The organism is Polaromonas sp. YR568, assembly GCF_943369675.1.
Classification (GTDB): domain Bacteria; phylum Pseudomonadota; class Gammaproteobacteria; order Burkholderiales; family Burkholderiaceae_C; genus Polaromonas.
This window is the reverse complement of record NZ_CALROB020000005.1, coordinates 143,658-165,608: the sequence shown is the minus strand read 5'-3', so window position 1 is coordinate 165,608 and position 21,951 is coordinate 143,658. Positions and strand designations below refer to the sequence as shown.

17 protein-coding genes and 1 riboswitch are annotated in these 21,951 nt (G+C 65.1%); of the genes, 10 read left to right on the top strand and 7 right to left on the bottom strand.

Features of this window, described 5'->3' with window-relative positions:
* From ACLV8F_RS04335 to ACLV8F_RS04315, 5 genes are all read right to left on the bottom strand, one after another.
* A partial coding sequence (locus ACLV8F_RS04335) for a hypothetical protein (RefSeq protein WP_411883016.1) occupies positions 1 to 752 on the bottom strand: 752 nt, incomplete at its 3' end.
* A 143-nt stretch (positions 753 to 895) separates the two neighbouring features.
* Positions 896 to 1,708: a glycine zipper 2TM domain-containing protein gene (locus tag ACLV8F_RS04330; RefSeq protein ID WP_411883015.1), complete on the bottom strand. Its 813-nt coding sequence runs from the start codon at positions 1,706 to 1,708 to the stop codon at positions 896 to 898.
* 176 nt (positions 1,709 to 1,884) lie between these two features.
* Complete coding sequence (gene metH, locus ACLV8F_RS04325) at positions 1,885 to 4,602, bottom strand: methionine synthase (protein ID WP_411883020.1); 2,718 nt, start codon at positions 4,600 to 4,602, stop codon at positions 1,885 to 1,887.
* A gap of 51 nt (positions 4,603 to 4,653) precedes the next feature.
* A riboswitch (S-adenosyl-L-homocysteine riboswitch) is annotated at positions 4,654 to 4,749 on the bottom strand.
* A gap of 71 nt (positions 4,750 to 4,820) precedes the next feature.
* Complete coding sequence (locus ACLV8F_RS04320; protein WP_411883014.1) at positions 4,821 to 5,804, bottom strand: Bug family tripartite tricarboxylate transporter substrate binding protein; 984 nt, start codon at positions 5,802 to 5,804, stop codon at positions 4,821 to 4,823.
* Positions 5,805 to 6,009: 205 nt separating this feature from the next.
* A complete protein-coding gene (locus tag ACLV8F_RS04315) occupies positions 6,010 to 7,053 on the bottom strand; it encodes a homocysteine S-methyltransferase family protein (RefSeq protein WP_411883013.1) in 1,044 nt (347 codons plus the stop codon).
* Positions 7,054 to 7,121: 68 nt separating this feature from the next.
* Between ACLV8F_RS04315 and ACLV8F_RS04310 the strand changes: the two genes are divergently transcribed.
* The 7 genes from ACLV8F_RS04310 (at position 7,122) to ACLV8F_RS04280 (ending at position 14,859) form a co-directional block, all read left to right on the top strand.
* The gene (locus ACLV8F_RS04310; protein ID WP_411883012.1) at positions 7,122 to 7,514 is read left to right on the top strand and encodes a rhodanese-like domain-containing protein; all 393 of its coding nucleotides are present in this window, start codon (positions 7,122 to 7,124) and stop codon (positions 7,512 to 7,514) included.
* A 57-nt stretch (positions 7,515 to 7,571) separates the two neighbouring features.
* Entirely contained in the window at positions 7,572 to 9,467 is a 1,896-nt protein-coding gene (gene recQ / locus ACLV8F_RS04305; protein ID WP_411883011.1) for a DNA helicase RecQ, read from the top strand.
* A 408-nt stretch (positions 9,468 to 9,875) separates the two neighbouring features.
* Positions 9,876 to 10,850 (top strand): amino acid ABC transporter substrate-binding protein, encoded by a 975-nt coding sequence (locus ACLV8F_RS04300; protein ID WP_411883019.1) that lies wholly within the window; start codon positions 9,876 to 9,878, stop codon positions 10,848 to 10,850.
* Positions 10,851 to 10,939: 89 nt separating this feature from the next.
* On the top strand, positions 10,940 to 12,142 hold the full coding sequence (locus ACLV8F_RS04295) for an amino acid ABC transporter permease (RefSeq protein ID WP_411883010.1): 1,203 nt from the start codon (positions 10,940 to 10,942) through the stop codon (positions 12,140 to 12,142).
* Between the two features lie 3 nt (positions 12,143 to 12,145).
* Positions 12,146 to 13,258, top strand: a complete 1,113-nt coding sequence (locus tag ACLV8F_RS04290; protein ID WP_411883009.1) for an amino acid ABC transporter permease — start codon at positions 12,146 to 12,148, stop codon at positions 13,256 to 13,258.
* 14 nt (positions 13,259 to 13,272) lie between these two features.
* Complete coding sequence (locus ACLV8F_RS04285) at positions 13,273 to 14,016, top strand: amino acid ABC transporter ATP-binding protein (protein ID WP_411883008.1); 744 nt, start codon at positions 13,273 to 13,275, stop codon at positions 14,014 to 14,016.
* A gap of 9 nt (positions 14,017 to 14,025) precedes the next feature.
* On the top strand, positions 14,026 to 14,859 hold the full coding sequence (locus ACLV8F_RS04280) for a class II glutamine amidotransferase (protein WP_411883007.1): 834 nt from the start codon (positions 14,026 to 14,028) through the stop codon (positions 14,857 to 14,859).
* Between the two features lie 12 nt (positions 14,860 to 14,871).
* On the opposite strand, the gene ACLV8F_RS04275 is transcribed toward ACLV8F_RS04280, so the two are convergent.
* A complete protein-coding gene (locus tag ACLV8F_RS04275; RefSeq protein ID WP_411883006.1) occupies positions 14,872 to 17,235 on the bottom strand; it encodes an ATP-binding protein in 2,364 nt (787 codons plus the stop codon).
* A 263-nt stretch (positions 17,236 to 17,498) separates the two neighbouring features.
* Here ACLV8F_RS04275 and ACLV8F_RS04270 point away from each other — a divergent pair, with 263 nt between their 5' ends.
* Positions 17,499 to 18,701 (top strand): threonine ammonia-lyase, encoded by a 1,203-nt coding sequence (locus ACLV8F_RS04270; RefSeq protein WP_411883005.1) that lies wholly within the window; start codon positions 17,499 to 17,501, stop codon positions 18,699 to 18,701.
* Between the two features lie 27 nt (positions 18,702 to 18,728).
* On the opposite strand, the gene ACLV8F_RS04265 is transcribed toward ACLV8F_RS04270, so the two are convergent.
* A complete protein-coding gene (locus ACLV8F_RS04265) occupies positions 18,729 to 19,193 on the bottom strand; it encodes a glycine zipper family protein (RefSeq protein ID WP_411883004.1) in 465 nt (154 codons plus the stop codon).
* Positions 19,194 to 19,296: 103 nt separating this feature from the next.
* On the opposite strand from ACLV8F_RS04265, the gene ACLV8F_RS04260 reads away from it, so the two are divergent.
* Entirely contained in the window at positions 19,297 to 19,464 is a 168-nt protein-coding gene (locus tag ACLV8F_RS04260; protein WP_411880102.1) for a hypothetical protein, read from the top strand.
* Positions 19,465 to 19,951: 487 nt separating this feature from the next.
* On the top strand, positions 19,952 to 21,814 hold the full coding sequence (locus ACLV8F_RS04255) for a phosphoenolpyruvate carboxykinase (GTP) (RefSeq protein ID WP_411883003.1): 1,863 nt from the start codon (positions 19,952 to 19,954) through the stop codon (positions 21,812 to 21,814).
* The last annotated feature ends 137 nt before the right edge of the window (positions 21,815 to 21,951 follow it).

The following is a 21,951-nucleotide window of genomic DNA, read 5'->3' as shown; positions in this document are numbered from 1 at the left end:
CCGTAGGTCGGCCAGTTTTCGTTCTTGTTGCTGTCGCCGTTGCTTTGCTGCGAGTTGGCGTCCAGCTTGATCCAGTCGATCGCGAAGCGCTGGCCCACGTAAAAATTGCCGTTCACGGGAATGCCGGCGCGACGGTGCGGGGCTTGCTTGCAGCAGCCGTTGAAAGCCACCCAGCCCGGGCCTTCCAGCGGCGGGCCTATGAGCAGCGCGGGCCGCGTGCTGAGCGCCACGTTGCCGCCGGTTTGGGTGGTCTGCACAATGCCTTCGTTCGCGGATTTGACAGCGGCCGTGAGCTTGACTTCCGCGCCGGCGGTCACCACGCGGTGCGACAGGGTTTTGGGCAGCGGCTTGCCGGGCTCGAGCACCACGTCGATCCAGAAAAAGCCGGTTTGCGATGCGTCCACGCTGTCGGTGGCGGCACCGCCCAGCAGGGAGAACGTGCGGGCGACTTCATCGCCGGACACTGTCGCCAGCACCTTGCCGGAGGCGGCGTCCAGCACTTCGAGCGAGACCAGCTTGACGGGCACGGCCCGCGCGTTGGTCACCTGCAGTTCATAGTCGATGTGCACGCGGCCGTCGGCGCCGCGAAACGGCACAGGGCGCGAGGCGGCGCTGAGCAGGACGGGAGTGTGCTGGTCGTGCGCGCCGGCGAATTCCAGCTTGTCCAGGCCGGCCTTGGGGCCGGCCGCAAGGGCTTGAGCGCCGCCGGCAAGCATGAGCGGGGCCAGCAGGACCAGAAGAAAGTGCCGCATGCGATCCTCCTTGTGATTGGGCCGGGTCATCATAGCGCCAAGCCTGCGGGATGGCATCGGCCCGTGACGGCCTTGCGCAAAGCAAAAACCCCGCAAGGCCGGGGCGGCATTGCGGGGTTTTGGGTCGGGTGAAGGCCGGCTGCTCAGCGGCCGCCGTAATAAGGGGAAGGCTCGGGCTGGGCCGCGACGGGCGCAGGCGGCGGCTTGGGCCCGTAGGTGGCGCCGTCGTTGGTGCGCAGCACATTGCCCTCGACCGTCACGCGGCTGCCCACGCTGGGGGCACGCGCCACTTCCACGAGGCGCTGCGAGCCGTCTTCCATGCGCACGCCGACCTGGTAAACCGTTTCCTTGCGCACATGGCCTTCAATCGCGTTGCCGGCGAAACCGCCGCCCACCGCGCCCAGGATGGTGGCCGCGGTGCGGCCGCCGCCATGGCCGACCTGGTTGCCGAGCACCGCGCCCAGCACGCCACCGGCCACGGTGCCGATACCGACACCGGCGGGCTTGGTGGAGCGCTCAATGGGCGTGACCGACTCGATGGAGCCGCACACGTGGCAGACCGAGACCACGGGGACCGGCGCCGGGTAGGCGGGTGCGGGATAAGCGCCGGGCGCGGGCGAAACGCCGGCATAGCTTGGTGCGGGCGCAGGCTTGGGCGTGGGCTTGGCGACTTTTTTGGCGGGCACGGGCGCCGGTTTGGCGGGGGCAGCGGCGGGCTTTTCAGCCAGATCGTCGGCCGCGGTGGCGGCTGCGGGCGGCGTCACCGCGGGCACGGCCGGCTGCGGCGCCACCAGCGCCACGGGCGTGGCGGCGGCGGGCGGGTTGCGCATCTGGTAAATCATGGTGCCGCCCATGGCCAGGACGGCGACGCCCAGGATGCCGACGGCGGCCCACAAGGGCTTGCTGGCCGACGAAGCCTGCTGGCCGGGCTGGAGTGTTTCGGTGGATGTGTTCATGTCAATTCCCCTCTGGTGAAATCAAATCGCTGGCTTAACGTTGCCCAGTGCCTGTTCAACGTTCCGCATGCCGTGAAGGTAAACACGCTTTTGCAGGCAACGGTGTATTTATGTAAACGCGGCTTGTTTTCCGGCAAAGCTGCGGTAAACACGATTGAAAACGGCCGCCGCGCAGCCTAGAGATTGGGCGCGAGCAGGCGTTGCAACTCATCGGCCTTCAGCCCGCGCCGCTGCGCCAGGTCCTGCAGCTGGTCGTCGCCTATCTTGCCGACGTTGAAGTAAGTGCTTTGCGGGTGGCTCAGGTAAAAGCCGCTGACGCTGGCGGCCGGCGTCATGGCCAGGCTTTCGGTCAGCGCCATGCCGATGTCTTCGGCCTTGAGCAGCTCGAACATCTCTTTCTTCACGCTGTGGTCCGGGCAGGCCGGGTAGCCCGGCGCGGGGCGTATGCCCTGGTATTTTTCGGCGATCAGCGCTTCGCTGTCCAGCGATTCGGCGGGCACGTAGCCCCACAAGTCCTTGCGCACGCGCTGGTGCAGGCTTTCGGCGAAGGCCTCGGCCAGGCGGTCGGCCAGGGCCTTGAGCATGATGGACGAGTAGTCGTCGTGGTCGTCGAGGAAATACTTTTCCTTCTTCTCGGCGCCTATGCCGGCCGTCACGGCGAAAACGCCGATGTAGTCGGCAATGCCCTTGGGCGCGACGAAGTCTGCGAGGCACCGGCTGGGCCGCATCACGCCGTCGATCGCGGTTTTTTCGGTCTGCTGGCGCAGGCCGTACCAGGTCATGGCGACTTCGCTGCGCGTCTCGTCGGTGTAGATTTCGATGTCGTCGCCCACGCTGTTGGCGGGGTACAGCGCCATCACGCCGTTGGCGGTAAGCCAGCGGCCTTCCACCAGGCGCTTGAGCATGCGCTGCGCGTCGGCATACACACGCACGGCCTCGGTGCCCACGACCTCGTCTTTCAGGATGGCCGGGAAGGGGCCGGCCAGGTCCCAGGTCTGGAAGAAGGGGCCCCAGTCGATGTACTGCGCGAGTTCGGACAGATCGAAGTTCTTGAAGACACGACGGCCGATAAATTTGGGCACGGGCGGCGTGTAGCCGGCCCAGTCCATGGGCGTGGCATTGGCGCGCGCCTTGGCCAGCGGCCACATCGGCACCTGTTTTTTGTTGGCGTGCTGGGTGCGCACCTTGTCGTAGTCGGTGTACAGGTCTTCGATGTATTTGGCGGCCTGGTCGGACAGCAGGCTTTGCGCCACGCTGACGCTGCGCGACGCGTCCGGCACATAGACCACCGGGCCTTCGTAGTGCGGCGAAATCTTGACGGCCGTGTGCACGCGGCTGGTGGTGGCGCCGCCTATCAGCAGCGGGATTTTTTTGATGCGGAAGTGCTCGTCCTTCTGCATCTCGGCGGCGACGTATTGCATTTCTTCCAGGCTGGGCGTGATCAGGCCGGACAGCCCGACGATGTCGGCGCCCTCGACCTTGGCCCGCGCCAGGATTTCATGGCAGGGCACCATCACGCCCATGTTGACGACCTCGAAGTTGTTGCACTGCAGGACCACCGTGACGATGTTCTTGCCGATGTCGTGCACGTCGCCCTTGACGGTGGCGATGATGATCTTGCCCTTGGTCTTGACGTCGCCGCCGGCGGCTTCAAGCAGCAGTTTTTCCGCCTCGATGTAGGGCAGCAGGTGGGCCACGGCCTGCTTCATCACGCGCGCGCTCTTGACCACCTGGGGCAGGAACATCTTGCCCTGGCCGAACAGGTCGCCGACGATGTTCATGCCGTCCATCAGCGGGCCTTCGATGACGTGCAGCGGCCGGCCGCCTTCGGCCACGATCTGCTGGTAGACCTCTTCGGTGTCGGGCACGATGTGCTCGTTCATGCCGTGGACCAGCGCATGCGACAGGCGCTGGCGCACCGGCAGGGCGCGCCATTCGTTGCGCTTGCTGTCGTCCTTGGCGCCGCTCTTGGCGGTCTCGGCCACTTCAATCAGGCGTTCGCTGGGCGTGAGTTCGGCCTCACCGGGCTTGTAGACCGGCTCGCGGTTCAGCACCACGTCTTCCACGCGCTCGCGCAGCACCGGGTCCAGGTCGTCATAGACGCCGACCATGCCGGCGTTGACGATGCCCATGTCCATGCCGGCCTGGATCGCGTGGTAGAGGAACACAGTGTGGATGGCTTCGCGCACCGGGTCGTTGCCACGAAAGCTGAAGGACACGTTGGACACGCCGCCCGAGACCTTGGCGCCCGGCAGGTTCTGCTTGATCCAGCGCGTGGCGTTGATGAAGTCGACCGCGTAGTTGTTGTGCTCCTCGATGCCAGTGGCGATCGCGAAGATGTTGGGGTCGAAGATGATGTCTTCGGGCGGGAAGCCGAGCTCGTCGACCAGCACGCGGTAGGCGCGCTCGCAGATCTCGACCTTGCGCTCGTAGGTGTCGGCCTGGCCTTTTTCGTCGAAGGCCATGACCACGGCCGCCGCGCCGTAGCGCTTGAGCAGCTTGGCCTGCTGCTTGAAGGGCTCCAGGCCCTCCTTCATCGAGATCGAGTTGACGATGCCCTTGCCCTGGATGCAGCGCAGGCCGGCCTCGATGACGCTCCACTTGGAGCTGTCGATCATGATGGGCACGCGGGCGATGTCGGGTTCGCTGGCGATCAGGTTCAGGAAACGCACCATGGCGGCCTGGCTGTCCAGCATGGCCTCGTCCATGTTGATGTCGATGATCTGCGCGCCGTTTTCCACCTGCTGGCGGGCGACCGCCAGGGCCTGCTCGTATTCGCCGTTCAGGATCATGCGGGCGAAGGCCTTGGAGCCGGTGACGTTGGTGCGCTCGCCGATGTTGACGAACAGGGTGCCCGCGCCTATGGCCACCGGCTCCAGGCCGGACAGCTTCATGGGGGGGACGGAGACGGAATTTTCGGTTTCAGACACGGACTCACCTTGGGGCTAAGGTGAGCGTCGTTGCCGCAGGTAGCGCCTGTTGGGCTGCCCGTAACCCAAGCCTGACGGACGCTGGGGTCCGCTGCAACGCTCCTTGGGTTGCCGGTATTTTACCGGCTGAACGTGCGCTTGCGCCATTCCCGGCGCGAATGCCCCGGGAATGGCGTGTTTGCTTAATCCAGTTTGATCTTGGCCACTTTGATCAAACGGCCGTAATCAGCATGTTCTTTCATGACCATATAAGCAAAATCCGCCGAAGTCATGGGGCTGGGCGTGGCGCTCATGCGCGCGAATTTTTCGGCCGTGTCGGGCGTGTTGAGCGCGGCGGCAAACGCTTTTTGCAGCTGGTCCGTCGTGGCCTTGGGCAGGTTGGCAGGGCCGAAGATGCCGAACCAGGTGCTGATGTGGAAGCCCGGGAGCACGTCGTTGATGGTCGGGATTTCCGTGAAGCTGCTGGAGCGGTTGATGGTGGTGACACCGAAGGCCACCAGCTTGCCGGACTTGATGTTGGCGCTGGCCGAGGCCAGGTTGTCGAACATCAAATCGGTCTGCCCGGTCAGCAGGCCTGACTGCGCCAGGGCGGCGCCGCTGGAAGGCAGGTGCACCACGCTGATCCTGGCCAGGCTTTTGAACAGCTCGCCGGCGAGGTGGCCGGCGCTGCCGTTGCCGCCGGAGGCGTAGGTCAGGCGCCCGGGGTTCTTGCGCGCGTAGGCGATCAGGTCCTTGGTGTCCTTGATGCCCAGGCGCTTGGCGGTTTCGGCGTTCATGACCAGCACGTTGGGCACGCGCGCGACCAGCGTGATGGGCGTGAAGTCCTTCAGCGCGTCATAGGGCATGTTGGGGTAGAGCCAGGGATTGATGGCATGGGTGGCGACCGCGCCCATCACCAGCGTATGGCCGTCGGCCGGGGCCTTGGCGACCAGTGCCGCGCCCACGTTGCCGCCCGAGCCGGGCCGGTTGTCGACAATGACTTCGGTCTTGAGCAGGGGCCGCAGCTGGGCGGCCAGGATGTGGGCGGCGTTGTCCAGCGGGCCGCCGGCCGGGTAGGGAACGATGAGGGTGACGGGTTTTTGCGGCACCAGTTGTGCCTGGGCTGCCAGCGCAGCGGTGGCTACGGCAACTACCGCGGCGAGCTTGATGAATGAACGCACGTTCATGATTTCCTTTGTTATTGATGTTGATGTTCGGCCACAAGGCGGCCGCGGGACGCGGTGCCGGATGATGGAAAAACGGGCCTGACTATAGCCGCTAAACGTGACGCGGCGACGGGCACCTCATCGGTGCACGGCGTGCTTGAACACTTAGCGCTTAAGCGCTTTGCGCGGCCCACCTCACGGTTAAGCCGCTTGGCTTAACGGGAGTTCAAGCGGCTTCTTTGTAGAAACCGCCCTGGCGCGTGCGCGCGGCGACCGGCGCCACGGCATGGGCGATGGCGCCTATGTGGTCGGGTGTGGTGCCGCAGCAGCCGCCCACGATGTTGACAAGGCCTTCGTCGGCGAACTCGCGCAGCAGGCGCGAGGTGACGTCGGGCGTCTCGTCAAAGCCGGTGTCGCTCATGGGGTTGGGCAGGCCGGCATTCGGGTAGCAGCTGATGAAGGTGTCGCCGGCCACGCGGGCCAGTTCCTGGATGTAGGGGCGCATCAGGGTGGCGCCCAGCGCGCAGTTGAGGCCGATGGCCAGCGGCGCGGCATGGCGCACGCTGTGCCAGAAGGCGGTCACGGTCTGCCCGCTCAGGATGCGGCCCGAGGCGTCGGTCACGGTGCCGCTGATGATCAGGGGCAGGCGCTCGCCGGAATTGTCGAAGTACTCGTCGATGGCGAACAGCGCGGCCTTGGCATTGAGCGTGTCAAAAATCGTCTCGACCAGCAGCACGTCGCTGCCGCCCTTGACCAGGGCCTCGGTCTGTTCGTAATACGCTTTGCGTAGCTCTTCAAAGCTGGTGTTGCGCGCGCCGGGGTCGTTCACGTCGGGGCTGATGCTGGCCGTCTTGGGCGTGGGGCCGAGCGCGCCGACCACGAAGCGCGGCTTGTCGGGCGTGGAGAACTTGTCGCAGGCGGCGCGCGCGATGCGGGCCGACTCGTAATTCATCTCGACGGCCAGCTCGGCCATGTCGTAATCGGCCTGCGCCACCGTGGTCGCGCCGAAGGTGTTGGTTTCAATCATGTCGGCGCCGGCGGCCAGGTAGCCTTCATGGATGTCCTGGATCACGTCGGGGCGCGTGAGGCTCAGCAACTCGTTGTTGCCCTTGACGTCCTTGTGGAAGTCCTTGAAGCGTTCGCCGCGGTACTGGGCCTCGTTCAATTTGAAGCGCTGAATCATGGTGCCCATGGCGCCGTCGAGGATGGCGATGCGTTGTTCCAGGATGGCCGGCAGTTGCTGTCCGCGGGTGTAGATGATTGGCTTCATGCCCCGATTTTAAGATGGGCTACGTTTTGCGGCGGACTTTCCTCGACAATAGGGCTATTGCACTGAACATGAAAAATTTTCAACCCCAAGAAGCCTGGTCCTGGCTGCAGGCACATCCCGACGCCCTGTTCGTGGACGTGCGCATGGAAATCGAGTCGCTGTACGTCGGCCGCCCGCCGGGCGTGGTCAACGTGCCGTGGTACGAATACCCCGACCTGCAGCCCGACGCGCAGAAGTTCGCCGACGCCGTGGCGCGCGAGGCCGCCGGCAAGGCGCAGCCGGTGCTGCTGATCTGCCGCTCCGGCAAGCGCACGCTGGACGCCGGCAAGGCGCTGGAAGCGGCCGGCTTCAGCGACGTGCAGCATGTGGTGCACGGCTTCGAGGGCGAACTCGACGAGCAGTTCCAGCGCTCCACGCTCTCGGGCTGGCGCTTTGACGGCCTGCCCTGGGAGCAGATGTAGGCTTCGCCATCCCCGCGTCCGCGCAACAGGCTTCACCGCATCTTTCCTATTCCGACCTTGTCCTCACTCCCCGTCACTCCCCCTTCCTCCGCCTCCACCCCGCTGCACGTGCTGGCCGAGGTCTTCGGCTACGACAGCTTCCGGGGCCCGCAGGAAGCCATCGTGGACCACGTGGTGCGCGGCGGCGACGCGCTGGTGCTGATGCCCACGGGCGGCGGCAAGTCGCTGTGCTACCAGATCCCGGCCATCGTGCGGCAGCAGGCCGGCCGCGGCGTGACCATCGTGATCTCGCCGCTGATCGCGCTGATGCACGACCAGGTCGGCGCGCTGCACGAGGCCGGCGTGTCGGCGGCCTTCCTCAATTCAACGCAGAGCTTCGACGAAAGCAGCCAGCTCGAAAAGCAGCTGCTGCGCAACGAGCTGACGCTCCTCTACGCCGCGCCCGAACGCATCAACACGCCGCGCATGAAGGGCCTGCTGGCCTCGCTGCACGAGCGCGGGCTGCTGAGCCTGTTCGCCATCGACGAGGCGCATTGCGTGAGCCAGTGGGGCCACGACTTCCGGCCCGAATACCGCTCGCTGAGCCTGCTGCACGAGACTTTCCCCGACGTGCCGCGCATGGCGCTGACGGCCACGGCCGACGCGCTGACGCGCCAGGACATGATCGAGCGCCTCAAGCTGGAGGACGCGCGCCAGTTCGTCAGCAGCTTTGACCGCCCCAACATCCGCTACACCATCGTCGAAAAAACCGACCCGACGCGCCAGCTGCTGCGTTTCATTGAAACCGAGCACGAGGGCGAGGCCGGCATCGTCTACTGCCAGTCGCGCAAGCGCGTGGAAGAAATCGCCGGCATGCTGCAGGACGGGGGCCTGAAGGCGCTGGCCTACCACGCGGGGCTTGATTCCAGCCTGCGCCAGCAGCGCCAGGACCGCTTCCTGCGCGAGGACGGCATCGTCATGGTGGCGACCATCGCTTTCGGCATGGGCATCGACAAACCCGACGTGCGTTTCGTCGCCCACCTGGACATGCCCAAGAACATCGAGGGCTACTACCAGGAGACGGGCCGCGCCGGCCGCGACGGCCAGAGTGCCGACGCCTGGATGGTCTACGGCCTGCAGGACGTGGTGAACCAGCGCCGCATGATTGACACCAGCGAAGCCGCCAGCGAGGACTTCAAGCAGGTGATGCGCGGCAAGCTCGACGCGCTGCTGACGCTGGCCGAGGACACGCGCTGCCGCCGCGTCAGCCTGCTGGGCTACTTCGGCGAAGACAGCCAGCCCTGCGGCAACTGCGACAACTGCCTGAACCCTCCCGCCGTCTGGGACGCGACGGAGGCCGCGCGCAAGATGCTCAGCTGCATCTACCGCGTGCAGCAGGCCAGCGGCATCAGCTTCGGCGCCGGCCACATCATGGACATCCTGCGCGGCAAGGCCACCGAAAAAACGACGCAGTACGGGCATGACAAGCTCAGCACCTTCGGCATAGGCGCGGACCTGGCCGAGGCGCAGTGGCGCGGCGTGCTGCGCCAGCTGATCGCGCGCAACATGGTGCGCGTGGACGCCGAAGCCTTCAGCACGCTGCAGCTGATGCCCGACGCGCGCCAGGTGCTCAAGGGCGAAGTCAGCGTTGTGCTGCGCGAGCAGGCCGCGGCCGGCGCCAAGGCCGGCGGCCGCGGCAAGCGCGTGACCAAGACCTCGGTCAAGGGCCTGGCCGAAGCCGCGCTCAACGCCGGCGCGCTGGAACGCCTGGCGCGCCTGAAAGCCTGGCGCGCCGAAGTCGCTCGCGAGCACAACCTGCCGGCCTTCGTGATCTTTCACGACGCCACGCTGCGCGCCATCGCCGAACGGGCGCCGCAAAGCCTGAACGACCTGGACGGCATCAGCGGCATAGGCGTCAAGAAGCGCGAAGCCTACGGCGCCGAAGTCCTCAGGGTCTGCGCGGCGACGAGCTAGCAAGCTGCCTGCGGACGGCATCAGGGTTATCCCTTGCCCTTGCGTGACGGCCGCCTGAGTTTGGCGCATGTGTCTGTTCCAGGGGCATGAAGCGCCCGGTTTTGGGGCGACCAAATCCGCGCCCTTCGCGCAACCGGCAGCGCGATTTTTCTGATCAAGCGCCGAATCCATGCACAGCCGGCATACCTACTGATCCTTAAGCTCATGACGCATTTCTCGCAAGGGTTTATCCCGAGCGAATAGGCCTTTGCACCCCCTTGGGGCGCGCAACGCCTGGGTTAGCATTTCGACGCTGGCACGCATCGTGCTGCACCTCAAAAGTTTCACTGACTGGAGAATCCCGTGATCAAAATCGCAAAAAAACATGGACTTGCCACGCTGGCAGCCGCCGGCCTCACCCTTGCTGTGATGGCGCCCGCCCACGCCGGCAAGACACTGGACGCCATCAAGGCGCGAGGACAGGTCATTTGCGGCGTCAACGTCGGCCTGGCGGGGTTTTCCTCCGCTGACAGCAACGGCGCCTGGACCGGCCTTGACGTCGACGTCTGCAAGGCGGTCGCCGCCAGCGTGCTGGGCGACGGCAACAAGGTCAAGTGGGTTCCCCTGAACGCCCAGCAGCGCTTCACCGCCCTGCAGTCCGGCGAAGTCGACGTGCTCTCGCGCAACACCACTTTCTCGCTGACCCGCGACGCGTCGCTGGGCCTGCACATGACCGCCGTGACCTACTACGACGGCCAGGGTTTCATGGTTCCCGTGAAGAGCAAGGTCAAAAGCGCCAAGTCGCTGAAGAACGCCACGGTCTGCGTGCAGTCCGGCACCACGACCGAGAAGAACCTGACCGACTTCTCCAAGGCCAACAACCTGAACATGAAGCCCGTGGTGTTTGAAAAGCAGGAGGCCGTCAACGCCGCCTACTTCTCGGGCCGCTGCCAGGCTTACACGACCGACGCCTCGGGTCTGGCCTCGGTGCGCAACAAGGAAGCCAAGGTTCCCGCCGACCACCTGATCCTGCCCGAGCTGATCTCCAAGGAGCCGCTGGGCCCCATGGTGCGCCGCGGTGACGACGAGTGGTTCGCCATCGTCAAGTGGGTGGTCTACGGCCTCATCGAAGCCGAAGAGTACGGCGTGACCCAGGCCAACGTCGATGCCATGACCAAGGACAGCAAGGACCCCGTGGTCATGCGCCTGACCGGCAGCGGCGAAGACACCGGCAAGCTGCTGGGCCTGGAAAAGGATTGGCTGGTGCGCGCCGTCAAGTCCGTCGGCAACTACGGCGAGATCTTTGAGCGCAACGTCGGCCCCAAGACGCCTCTGGCGTTGCCGCGCGGCCAGAACAACCAGTGGAACAAGGGCGGCCAGATGTACGCCATGCCGGTGCGCTGACCTGAACGCCTGATTCCGATGCGCTAACGCAACGGGCCGCTCGCAACCAACCGTGGTCGAGCGGCCCGCTTTTTTTGGGTACCGCCTGTATGTCCGAGCACTCCCTGATTCCCCCGCGCCCGGCACCCGCCCTGCGCCGCAAGCATTTTTCCTGGCGCAGCAAGCAGGCGCGCGCCATCGTCTACCAGGTTGCCGCCGTCAGCCTGATCGTTTTCCTGATCTGGCTGCTGGTGAGCAACACCATGTCCAACATGAAGACCCGCGGCATCCAGAGCGGCTTCGATTTCCTGCTGCAGCCCGCCGGCTTCGACATCGGCGAAGGCTGGCTCAATTACGACTCCATTGACCCCTACTGGAAGGCTTTCCTGGTCGGGCTGGTCAACACGCTGCGCGTGGCGGTGGTCGGCATCGTGCTGACCTCCATCCTGGGCACCCTGCTGGGCGTGGGCCGCTTCTCCCGCAACGCCCTGGTGCGGGCGCTGTGCTACGGCTATGTGGAGACCTTCCGCAACATCCCGGTGCTGCTGCAGCTGCTGATGTGGTACCTGCTGTTCACCGAATACCTGCCCGCCGTGGACGCGGCCCTGCACATCGGCAAATGGGTTTACGTTAGCAAGAACGGCATCTCCTACCCCTCACCCGTATGGGGGCTGGGCCAGACGCTGGCGCTGGTGGGCGCCCTGGCCGGCGTTGCGGCCAGCGTGCTGTATGCACGCGTCGCGCGCAAGCAGTTCGACCTGACCGGCAAACCGCGACCGGTGTTCTGGTTGTCGCTGGCGCTGGTCGTGGGCGGCGCGCTCATCGGCTGGCTGGCCGGCGGCGCGCCCAACGAATGGAACATGCCGCTGCTGACCGAATCGCAGGTGGAAGGCGGCGGCGCGCTGTCGCCGGAATACCTCGCGGTGCTGCTGGGCCTGGTGCTGTACACCTCCGCCTTCGTGGCCGAGGTGGTGCGCGCCGGCATCGCCTCGGTGTCGCTGGGCCAGCATGAGGCCAGCGCCTCGCTGGGCCTGTCGCGCGGCCACTCGATGCGGCTGGTGGTGCTGCCGCAGGCGCTGCGGGTCATCATCCCCCCGCTGACCAACCAGTACCTCAACCTCACGAAGAACTCCTCACTGGCCGTGGCCGTGGGTTACCCGGACCTGGTCTCCATCGCCAACACCTCGCTGAACCAGACCGGCCGGGCCGTGGAGTGCATCGCCATCATCATGCTGATCTACCTGAGCACCTCGCTGGCGACGTCCAGCCTGATGAACTGGTTCAACAGCCGTGCCGCCATCAAGGAGCGTTGAGCGATGAGCAATAACAACAATACTTTTGTGCCGATCGCGGCGCGCCCGGCCCCCGTCAAGATGGAGGGTTTCTTGCCCTGGCTGCGCAACAACCTGTTTTCCAGCATCGGCAATACGGTGATTTCCCTCCTCGTGCTTGCCGTGCTGGTGTGGGCGGCCACGAATATCGCGCAGTGGGGCATCATCCACGCCGTCACCGCGGCGGACCCGGACGCCTGCCAGGCCGCGCGCGGCGTGGGCGCCTGCTGGGGCGTGATCCGCGAAAAAGGCCGCATCATCCTGCTGGGCCGCTACCCGCAAGCCGAGCACTGGCGCGCGGAACTGGCGACCGTGCTGCTGCTGGGCCTGGTGGTGGCCAGCTGCGTGCGCTGGTTCTGGAAACCCTGGCTGGTGCTGCTGTGGGCGGCCGTGCTGGCCGCCTTCTTCACGCTGATGAGCGGCGGCGTCTTCGGCCTGACCAAGGTGACGACCGACCAGTGGGGCGGCCTGCCGCTGACGGTGATGCTCACGGTGATCTCGATGACGATCGCCTTCCCGATCGCGGTGATGGTGGCGCTGGGACGCCGCGCCAACATGCCGGCCATACGCACGCTGTGTGTCATCTACGTCGAGCTGATACGCGGCGTGCCGCTGATCTCGGTGCTGTTCATGGCCAGTTTCATGTTCCCGCTGTTCATGCCCATCGGCAAGTCGCCCGACGTGCTGGTGCGCGTGATCGTCGGCATCACGCTGTTCGCCGCGGCCTACATGGCCGAGATCGTGCGCGGCGGCCTGCAGTCTCTCTCCAAGGGCCAGACGGAGGCGGCGGCCAGCCTGGGCCTGGGCTACTGGCAGACGCAGATCAAGATCGTGCTGCCGCAGGCGCTGGGAACCGTGGTGCCCAGCATCATGAACAACTTCATCTCGCTCTTCAAGGACACCTCGCTGGTGACCATCGTGTCGCTGTACGAGCTCACGGGCGCGCTGTCGCTGGCGGTGGGTTCGGACCCGAACTGGCGGCCCTTCAAGATCGAAGCCTATATCTTCATTGCCGCAATTTATTTCACCTGCTGCTTCGCGATGTCGCGCTACAGCCTGTGGATTGAACGCCGTCTCGCCGTGGGCAAAGCCCGTTGAACAGGAACAAGAACATGAGTGATCCCTCCATCCGCTTTGACAAGGTCAACAAATGGTATGGCAACAATTTCCACGTGCTGCGCGACATCGACCTTGAAGTGAAACAAGGCGAGCGCCTGGTGATCTGCGGGCCCTCGGGCTCGGGCAAGTCCACCCTGATCCGCTGCATCAACGCGCTGGAGGACTACCAGGAGGGCAAGCTCACCGTCGCGGGCTCATTGCTGGGCGACGACATCAAGGCCATCGATGCGGTGCGCCGCCAGGTCGGCATGGTGTTCCAGCAGTTCAACCTGTTTCCCCACCTCACGGTGCTGGAAAACCTGACACTCTCGCCGACCTGGGTGGCGGGCCTGTCGAAGAAGGACGCGATCGAGCGCGCCATGCACCAGCTCGAACGCGTGCGTATCGCCGAGCAGGCGCAAAAATACCCGCTGCAACTGTCGGGCGGCCAGCAGCAGCGCGTGGCGATTGCGCGCGCGCTGTGCCTCACGCCCAAGATCATGCTTTTCGACGAGCCCACCTCGGCGCTGGACCCGGAGATGATCAAGGAAGTGCTGGACGTGATGATGGAGCTGGCCAACCAGGGCATGACCATGCTGTGCGTGACGCACGAGATGGGCTTTGCCAAAGCGGTGGCCGACCGCGTGATCTTCATGGACCAGGGGCAGATCGTGGAAGAGAACGCGCCCGCCGAGTTCTTCAACCATCCGCAGACCGACCGGGCGCAGGATTTCCTGTCCAAGATTCTGGGGCACTAAACTCAAGCCATGTGCCAGCTTTTGGGAATGAATTCGGCCAAACCGGCGGACCTTCGGTTCTCGCTCACCGGGTTCGCCGCGCGCGGCGGCCTGACCGACCACCATGCCGACGGCTTCGGCATCGGCTTTTTTGAAGACAAGGCCTGCCGGCTGTTCGTCGACGCGCAACCGGCATCGAGTTCACCAGTCGCCGAGATGCTCAAGCACTACGCGATCAAGTCGCGCAACGTGGTCTCGCACATCCGCAAGGCCACGCAGGGCGACCCGATGCGGCTGGAAAACTGCCACCCCTTCACGCGTGAACTCTGGGGCCGCCACTGGCTGTTCGCCCACAACGGCGACCTGATCGATTACCAGCCCGAATCCGCCGGCAACTACCAGCCGGTGGGTACCACCGACAGCGAGCGGGCCTTCTGCGCGCTGATGGAAGAACTCAAGCGCATCAGCCCGCGCGAGCCGTGTTCGGCCGACATCGTGTTCGACACCTTGTGTTCCATGAGCGAGCGCACCGCAGAATTCGGCGTCTTCAACTATTTGCTGTCCAACGGCCAGTCGCTGTTTGCGCATTGCTCCACAAAGCTGTGGTACCTGGTGCGCGAATGGCCGTTTTCGAATGCCAGCCTGGTGGACGCCGACCTCAGCATGGACTTTGCGCAGACCAACAACCCGGAAGACCGCCTCTGCGTGGTTGCCACCCAGCCGCTGACGCGCAATGAGAACTGGCAGCAGATGCAGCCGGGGCAGTTGCTGTGGATGGAAGACGGCCGCATCGTGCGGCAGGCGCAGCTGGAAGTGAGCGAGGCGATCCGCAAAAAACACGAGGCCAGTCTGGCCTGCGTGTAACCCACCAAGAGACTACTGCAGGAAGCCCATGTTGCGCCCCTCGCGCACCTCGGGCTTGATGCGGTGCTCGGCTTCCAGTTGCGCGAGGAATTCCTCTGCGGAGAACTCGGCCGCCAGGATGTCGACCTGGCGCTTGACCGCCGCGAAATCCCCGGGGCACAACTGCGTGAGCTTGCCCAGGCGCTCGTGCAGGGTAGCGGTCAGCAGTGAAGCATCGCCGGCCAGTGCCTCAGCCACAAACATGCTTTCGCGCTGCTCGCGGGTCAGCGGCATGAATTTGATCTTGAAGGTGAAGCGGCGCAACGCCGCCTGGTCCAGGCTGTCGAACAGGTTGGTGGTGCAGATGAAGATGCCGTTGTGGCGCTCCATGCCCTGCAGCATTTCGTTGACCTCGGTCACCTCGTAGGTGCGCTGGGCGCCGCGCCTGTCCTGCAGGAAGCTGTCGGCTTCGTCGAGCAGCAGCACGGCTTTTTCGGCCTCGGCCTCGCGGAACATCGCGGCCATGTTCTGCTCGGTCTCGCCGACGTATTTGCTCATGAGGTCGCTGGCCTGCTTGATGATGAGCGGCAGGTCCAGCGCCTTGGCGATGTGTTCGGCCAGCGCCGTCTTGCCGGTTCCGGGCGGGCCGTAAAAACACAGGCTGCCGTGGCCGCGGCTTTTGAGCGCCTCGACGATGCGCGGCACTTCAAAACGCGACTCGACGTTGAGCATGGACAGGTCGTAGGTGGTGACGCTGCGCCGGCCCGCCGTCTCGGATTTGTTGCCCAGCGCGACGTCGGCGTTCTTGAGCTGCCGCTCTATCAGCGACTCCATCAGCAGCGGCCGGCCGCCGGCGAGGATGGCGTTCATGCCTTCGGCGTCCACCTGCACGTCGATGCTGTCTTCGGGCGCGCTGGCCAGCCGCGCAAAACGGACGGCCGTGCGTATCTGCGCGGGCGTGAGGCCCTTGCGCGCCGTGAGCTTGGCGACGAAGGCGTCGCTGACCTGCACGCCTTCCAGCGTCTTGCGCACCACGCCCTCGCGCGCACCGGGCGGCGGCGAACGTAACTCAAGGTGGTAGGCGAAGCGGCGGCGAAAAGCCGGGTCGATCTGCTCGATCCGGTTGGTGACCCACAGCGTGGGCACGGTATTGGATTCGAGGATCTGGTTGACCCAGGCCTTGCCGCTGACCGATCCGCTGGCCGGCACCGGCAACTGCTCGGAGCGCGCCATCAGCTGCGCGGCTTCGCTCGATATCGGCGGGAACACGTCTTCGACTTCATCGAACAGCAGGGCCGAGTGCGTGCTGCCCTTGAGGAAAACCTGCGCGATCTGCAGCGAGCGGTAACGGTCGCGCCCGCTCAGGGAGTTGCCGTCACGGTCGGCGTATTCGACTTCAAAGAGGTCCAGCCCGGCGGCCTGCGACACCACCTTGGCCAGCTCGGTCTTGCCGGTGCCGGGCGGGCCGTAAAGCAGCACATTGACGCCCTGCTCCTTGGTGGCCACGGCATTACGCAGCAGGGACACCAGCACCTGCGCGTCTTCCTGCACGAAGGCGAAGTCGGCCAGGCCCAGGCTGCTGTGCGCGGCGGGCCGGGTGAAGACGGCCATCAGCTCGTTCTGGTCGCGGTATTCGCGCATCAGCACGGGCGGCAGTTTTTCGCTGACCTTCATGAGGTCGGCAAGGTCGGTGATGTTGTGCTCGGAGATCAGGTTCTCGACCATGCCTATGCGTTCGAGCCGCGAGCCGGCGCGCAGCGCCTCGGCAACCTCGGGCGCCTTGACGCCGGCCACGTCGGCGATGGCGGCATAGGCTTCGGGCGCGTTGCTGACCTTGAACTCGACCAGCAGCGAGCGCAGGTCGCGCTGGTAGCGCGCCAGCGTGCCGTAGAGCAGCAGCGCGCGCTCGGCGCGGTTGAGCTGCAGCAGGTTGGCCAGCGCGTCGATGTTTTTCTCGACCAGTGTGGATTGTTTCTTGAGCGCCTGCGTGAGCCATTCGCCGGTGGCGGCCAGCACCGAGAGCAAATCCTTGGGCTGGTCCTTGGCGTGTTCGTCGAGGTAGAAGAACAGCGTGCCTTCTTCATACGGGCCGCGCCAGGCGCCGTGGCGCGCCATGAATTCGGCGTCGGTGAGGCCTTCATGGCCGCGCCAGAATTCGTTGTCCTTGCAGCGGCGCACCAGGAATTCGCGCAGGCGCTGCAATGCGGGCAGCGGCCAGACCAGGTGCCGGCCCGAGAGCGAAAGCAGGCTGTTGAGGTCGCGCCGCACGTTGAACTTGGCGCCTTGCCGGGCCGCCAGCGTGAGCACGAAATGCGAGCACATCATATCCAGCACCGGCGCTTCTTTGAGCCCGGGCGACAGCAGCCACTGCTGCTCGCTGACGGAACGCTTGCTCATGGACAAACCTCCCTGTTGCACGGGGGTGCAACGACACCGCTGGTTGACATGCTGGAACCTTGCTTCATCACATTGCTATGAGCGCCGGGGCGCCGAGGGGTTCAATGAGACTCCACCATAACGCAGCTTGAAGCATCATGGAAGACACTACTTGAAAGCGGCCGTTTGTAATGCGCCACAGGACCGGCCCCGAACGCGTGGAAAATGTCCCGGCACAATCTCATTCATCTCCCCCATCTCATCTATTGCCCCAGAGGAATTTCATGCTCAGCCTTACCGACATCGAACAGGCCGCCCAGCGCCTGCAGGGCCACTTGCTGGACACGCCTTGCGTGGAATCCAGGACACTGTCGCAGCTGACGGGCGCGCAAATCTTCCTGAAGTTCGAAAACCTCCAGTACACCGCTTCGTTCAAGGAGCGTGGCGCTTGTAACAAGCTTGCGCAACTGTCCGCCGACGAACGGCGCCGCGGGGTGATCGCGATGAGCGCGGGTAACCATGCCCAGGGTGTGGCTTACCACGCGCAGCGCCTGGGCCTGCGGGCGGTGATCGTGATGCCGCGCTTCACGCCGGGCGTGAAGATCGAACGCACGCGCGGTTTCGGCGCCGAGGTGGTGCTGCACGGCGACTCGCTGGACGAGTCGCGCGCCCACGCCCTGCTGCTGGCCGAGCGTGAAGGGCTGGTGTTTGTGCACCCCTACGACGACGAAGCCATCGTCGCGGGCCAGGGCACCGTGGGGCTGGAGATGCTGCACGCCGTGCCGGACCTGGACACCCTGGTGATTGCCGTGGGCGGCGGCGGCCTGATCGCGGGCACGGCCACGGCGGCCAAGGCCATCAAGCCCGGCATCGAGATCATCGGCGTGCAGACCTCGCGCTTCCCCGGCATGGTCAACGCCATCAAGGGCACCAAGCACCCGCAGGGCACGAGCACGATTGCCGAAGGCATCGCCGTCGGCACGCCGGGCCTGATCCCGCAGGCCATCATCGCCAAATTGGTGGACGACCTGGTGCTGGTGGACGAAGGCGACATCGAGCAGGCCATGGTCATGCTGCTCGAGATTGAAAAAACCCTGGTCGAAGGAGCCGGCGCGGCCGGGCTGGCGGCGCTGCTCAAGTACCCGGAGCGTTTTGCCGGCAAAAAGGTGGGCCTGATCCTCTGCGGCGGCAACATCGACCCGCTGCTGCTGGCCGCCATCATCGAGCGCGGCATGGTGCGCGCCGGCCGCCTGGCGCGCATCAAGGTCAGCGTGCGCGACATTCCCGGCTCACTGGCGAAAATCACCGCCACCGTGGCCGACGCCGGCGCCAACATCGACGAAGTGCATCACCAGCGCGCCTTCACCATGCTTTCGGTGCAGAACGTGGAAATCGAGCTGGTGATCCAGACGCGCGGGCGCGACCATATCCAGCAGGTGCTGGCCGCCGTCAATGCTGCCGGCTTCGAGGCCTCGGAACAGCACTGAGCGCGGCAACGGTGGCTTGGCGGCGGATCAGTTCCAGCCGATCACCTCAAAGCCTCGTTCGCTGAGGCAGCGCTGCACAAAGCTGCGGTAAGTGCTGTTGGGCTTGTCGTTGTGGAAGGCGCCCGACACGGCGCCGGCCGAGCCGCCCACGGCCGCCCCTCCCACGCCGGCGCGCAGCACACCTTCGCCGCCCCGCCCGGTGATCAGCGCCCCCACGGCCGAGGCCACGCCCCCGACGGCCGCACCTTCACCGGCGCGGCGGCCGACTTCGTTGCCGCTTTGCGTCGGGCTGAGCCCGGCGGCCGAGGCCCGCGACATGCAGGCATTGGCCTCGGCTTTTCCCTGGGCGTCGCCCACGCGGTTGAGCGTGGCGTTGGGGTACAGCACCGGCATGGCCGAGGCGCTGTTGGGCCCGCCGGTGGCGCAGGCCGACAGCAGCAGCAGTGCCGGCACGGCGGCCGATAGAAGTCGAAATGAGGCAGGGGATTTCATGCGTTCCTTTCACAAACAGGCATGGGGTAAAGGGTAACGCAACCGCCCACCGCGGCATGCGGGTAAAATCCGGCCAGACTTTCAAGCAATTCAGGAACCCCCCATGTCCAGTCCAGCCGACCACACCACCAATGCCGCCCATGACAGCGCCACGCCCGCCCAGGAGCAGGAAGCCGTTGACGCCATCGTTCCGATGATCCCCATTGTTTTGCCGGTCGTTGGCGGCGTGCTGATGTTCCTGCTGGCCTTTATCGCCATCTACATGGCCTGAGGCTTCCCGCCTCCACCCCGAAAGTCCGCACCTTGCGGACTTTTTTGTTTCCTGGCCCCATCTCCAGCTTCCGGCCCGTCCACCGCGTAATCGCCTGTGAACTGCGGCCAAAACGCCCTTCGCGGCATTCCCCATCTCCTTGTCACGGCTGCCGGAACCCCTGCATAGCCTATGCATAACCTCATGCAGGTTATGCATAACTTTTGGCGGTAACTGCAAGGTAACTCGGGACTATGTTCTTAAAATGAATTCTCTGGCCGACCCGTGGAAGACGAAAAAGCAGCCGCCAAACCGCTTTTTCTGAGCTTGCGCCGCAGCATCTTCAGCTTGCGGCTCCGCCCGCCGACCGGGACTTGTTGTTGCGTGTGAGTTGCCCCCCGGGCCAGCCCACAAGCCTTATTCCGACAAACGTCTCGATGTCACCACCGCCCCTGGTTGCCGCGCGACGTTTCCCGAAATAACGCTTTTTAACTTTGGAGTTTTTTCGATGAACCAACCCGTGATGCAAGGCCTCAAGCTCAACACCCCCAGCTACGTCAAGAACGCGAAACTGATCGCCTGGGTCGCCGACATGGTGGCCCTGTGCAAGCCCGACGACGTGTACTGGTGCGACGGCAGCGACGCCGAATACCAGCGCCTGTGCCAGCAGCTGGTCGACGCCGGCACCTTCAAAAAACTCAACGAAGCCAAGCGCCCCAACAGCTTCCTGGCACAGAGCGACCCCAGCGACGTCGCGCGCGTGGAAGACCGCACCTACATCTGCTCGGCGAAGAAGGAAGACGCCGGCCCGACCAACAACTGGATGGCGCCCGCCGAAATGCGCCAGACGCTGCAGCCCCTGTTTGACGGCTGCATGAAGGGCCGCACCATGTACGTGGTGCCTTTCAGCATGGGCCCGCTGGGCTCGCCCATCGCGCACATCGGCATCGAGCTGTCCGACAGCCCTTACGTGGCGGTCAACATGAAGATCATGACGCGCATGGGCCAGGCGGTGTTCGGCGTGCTGGGCGTGGACGGCGACTTCGTGCCCTGCGTGCACACCGTGGGTGCGCCGCTGGCCGAAGGCCAGCAGGACGTGAAGTGGCCCTGCAACAAGACCAAGTACATCGTGCACTACCCCGAGACGCGCGAAATCTGGTCTTACGGCTCGGGCTACGGCGGCAACGCGCTGCTGGGCAAGAAGTGCTTTGCGCTGCGCATCGCCTCCAACATGGGCCGCGACGAAGGCTGGCTGGCCGAGCACATGCTGATCCTCGGCGTGACCAACCCCGAAGGCAAGAAATACCACGTGGCCGCCGCCTTCCCGAGCGCCTGCGGCAAGACCAATTTCTCCATGCTGGTGCCGCCGGCCGGTTTTGACGGCTGGAAAGTCACCACCATCGGCGACGACATCGCCTGGATCAAGCCCAGCGCCGACGGCAAGCTCTACGCCATCAACCCCGAAGCGGGTTATTTCGGCGTGGCCCCCGGCACCAACTTCCACACCAACCCGAACTGCATGGCCAGCCTGGACAGGAACGTCATCTTCACCAACGTGGCCCTGACGGACGACGGCGACGTGTGGTGGGAAGGCATGGAAAAAGACACCGGCGGCCAGCCCGATCACTTGATCGACTGGCAAGGCAAGGACTGGACGCCGCAAATCGCCAAGGAAACCGGCGCCAAGGCCGCCCACCCCAATGCCCGCTTCACCGTGTCCGCCATCAACAACCCGGCGCTGGACGAGGCCTGGGACGACCCCAAGGGCGTGGCGATCGATGCCTTCATCTTCGGCGGCCGCCGCTCCACCACCGTGCCGCTGGTCACCGAGGCGCGCAACTGGGTCGAAGGCGTGTACATGGCCGCGACCATGGGCTCGGAAACCACGGCAGCGGCCACCGGCCAGGCCGGCGTGGTGCGCCGCGACCCCTTCGCCATGCTGCCCTTCATGGGCTACAACATGAGCGACTACTTCCAGCACTGGCTCAACGTGGGCAAAAAGCTGGAAGCCACGGGTGCCGTTATCCCGAAGATCTACACCACCAACTGGTTCCGCAAGGGCGACGACGGCAAGTTCGTCTGGCCCGGCTACGGCGAAAACATGCGCGTGCTCAAGTGGATGATCGACCGCATCGAAGGCACGGGCAAGGGCTCCGAGCACATCACCGGCATCAGCCCCGCCTACGAAGACCTGAACTGGACCGGCCTCAACTTCAGCGCGGAGCAGTTCAACACCGTGACCAGCATCGACAAGGCCGCCTGGCTGAAAGAGCTGGAACTGCACGCCGAACTGTTCAAGCAACTCGAACATCACCTGCCGAAAGAGCTGGGGGAGACCAAAGCCGCGATCGAGCGCCGCCTGGCTGCCTGACCGGCAACACCATGCGGGCGCGGCGCATGACCTGCGCCGCGCCTCATGCCCTGGGCAACCCGGCGCCGGGGCAAAAAAAAAGCCACCTGACAAGGTGGCTTTTTTGTGGCCGCCGCGAAAGGCAGCGTTAATCCGGC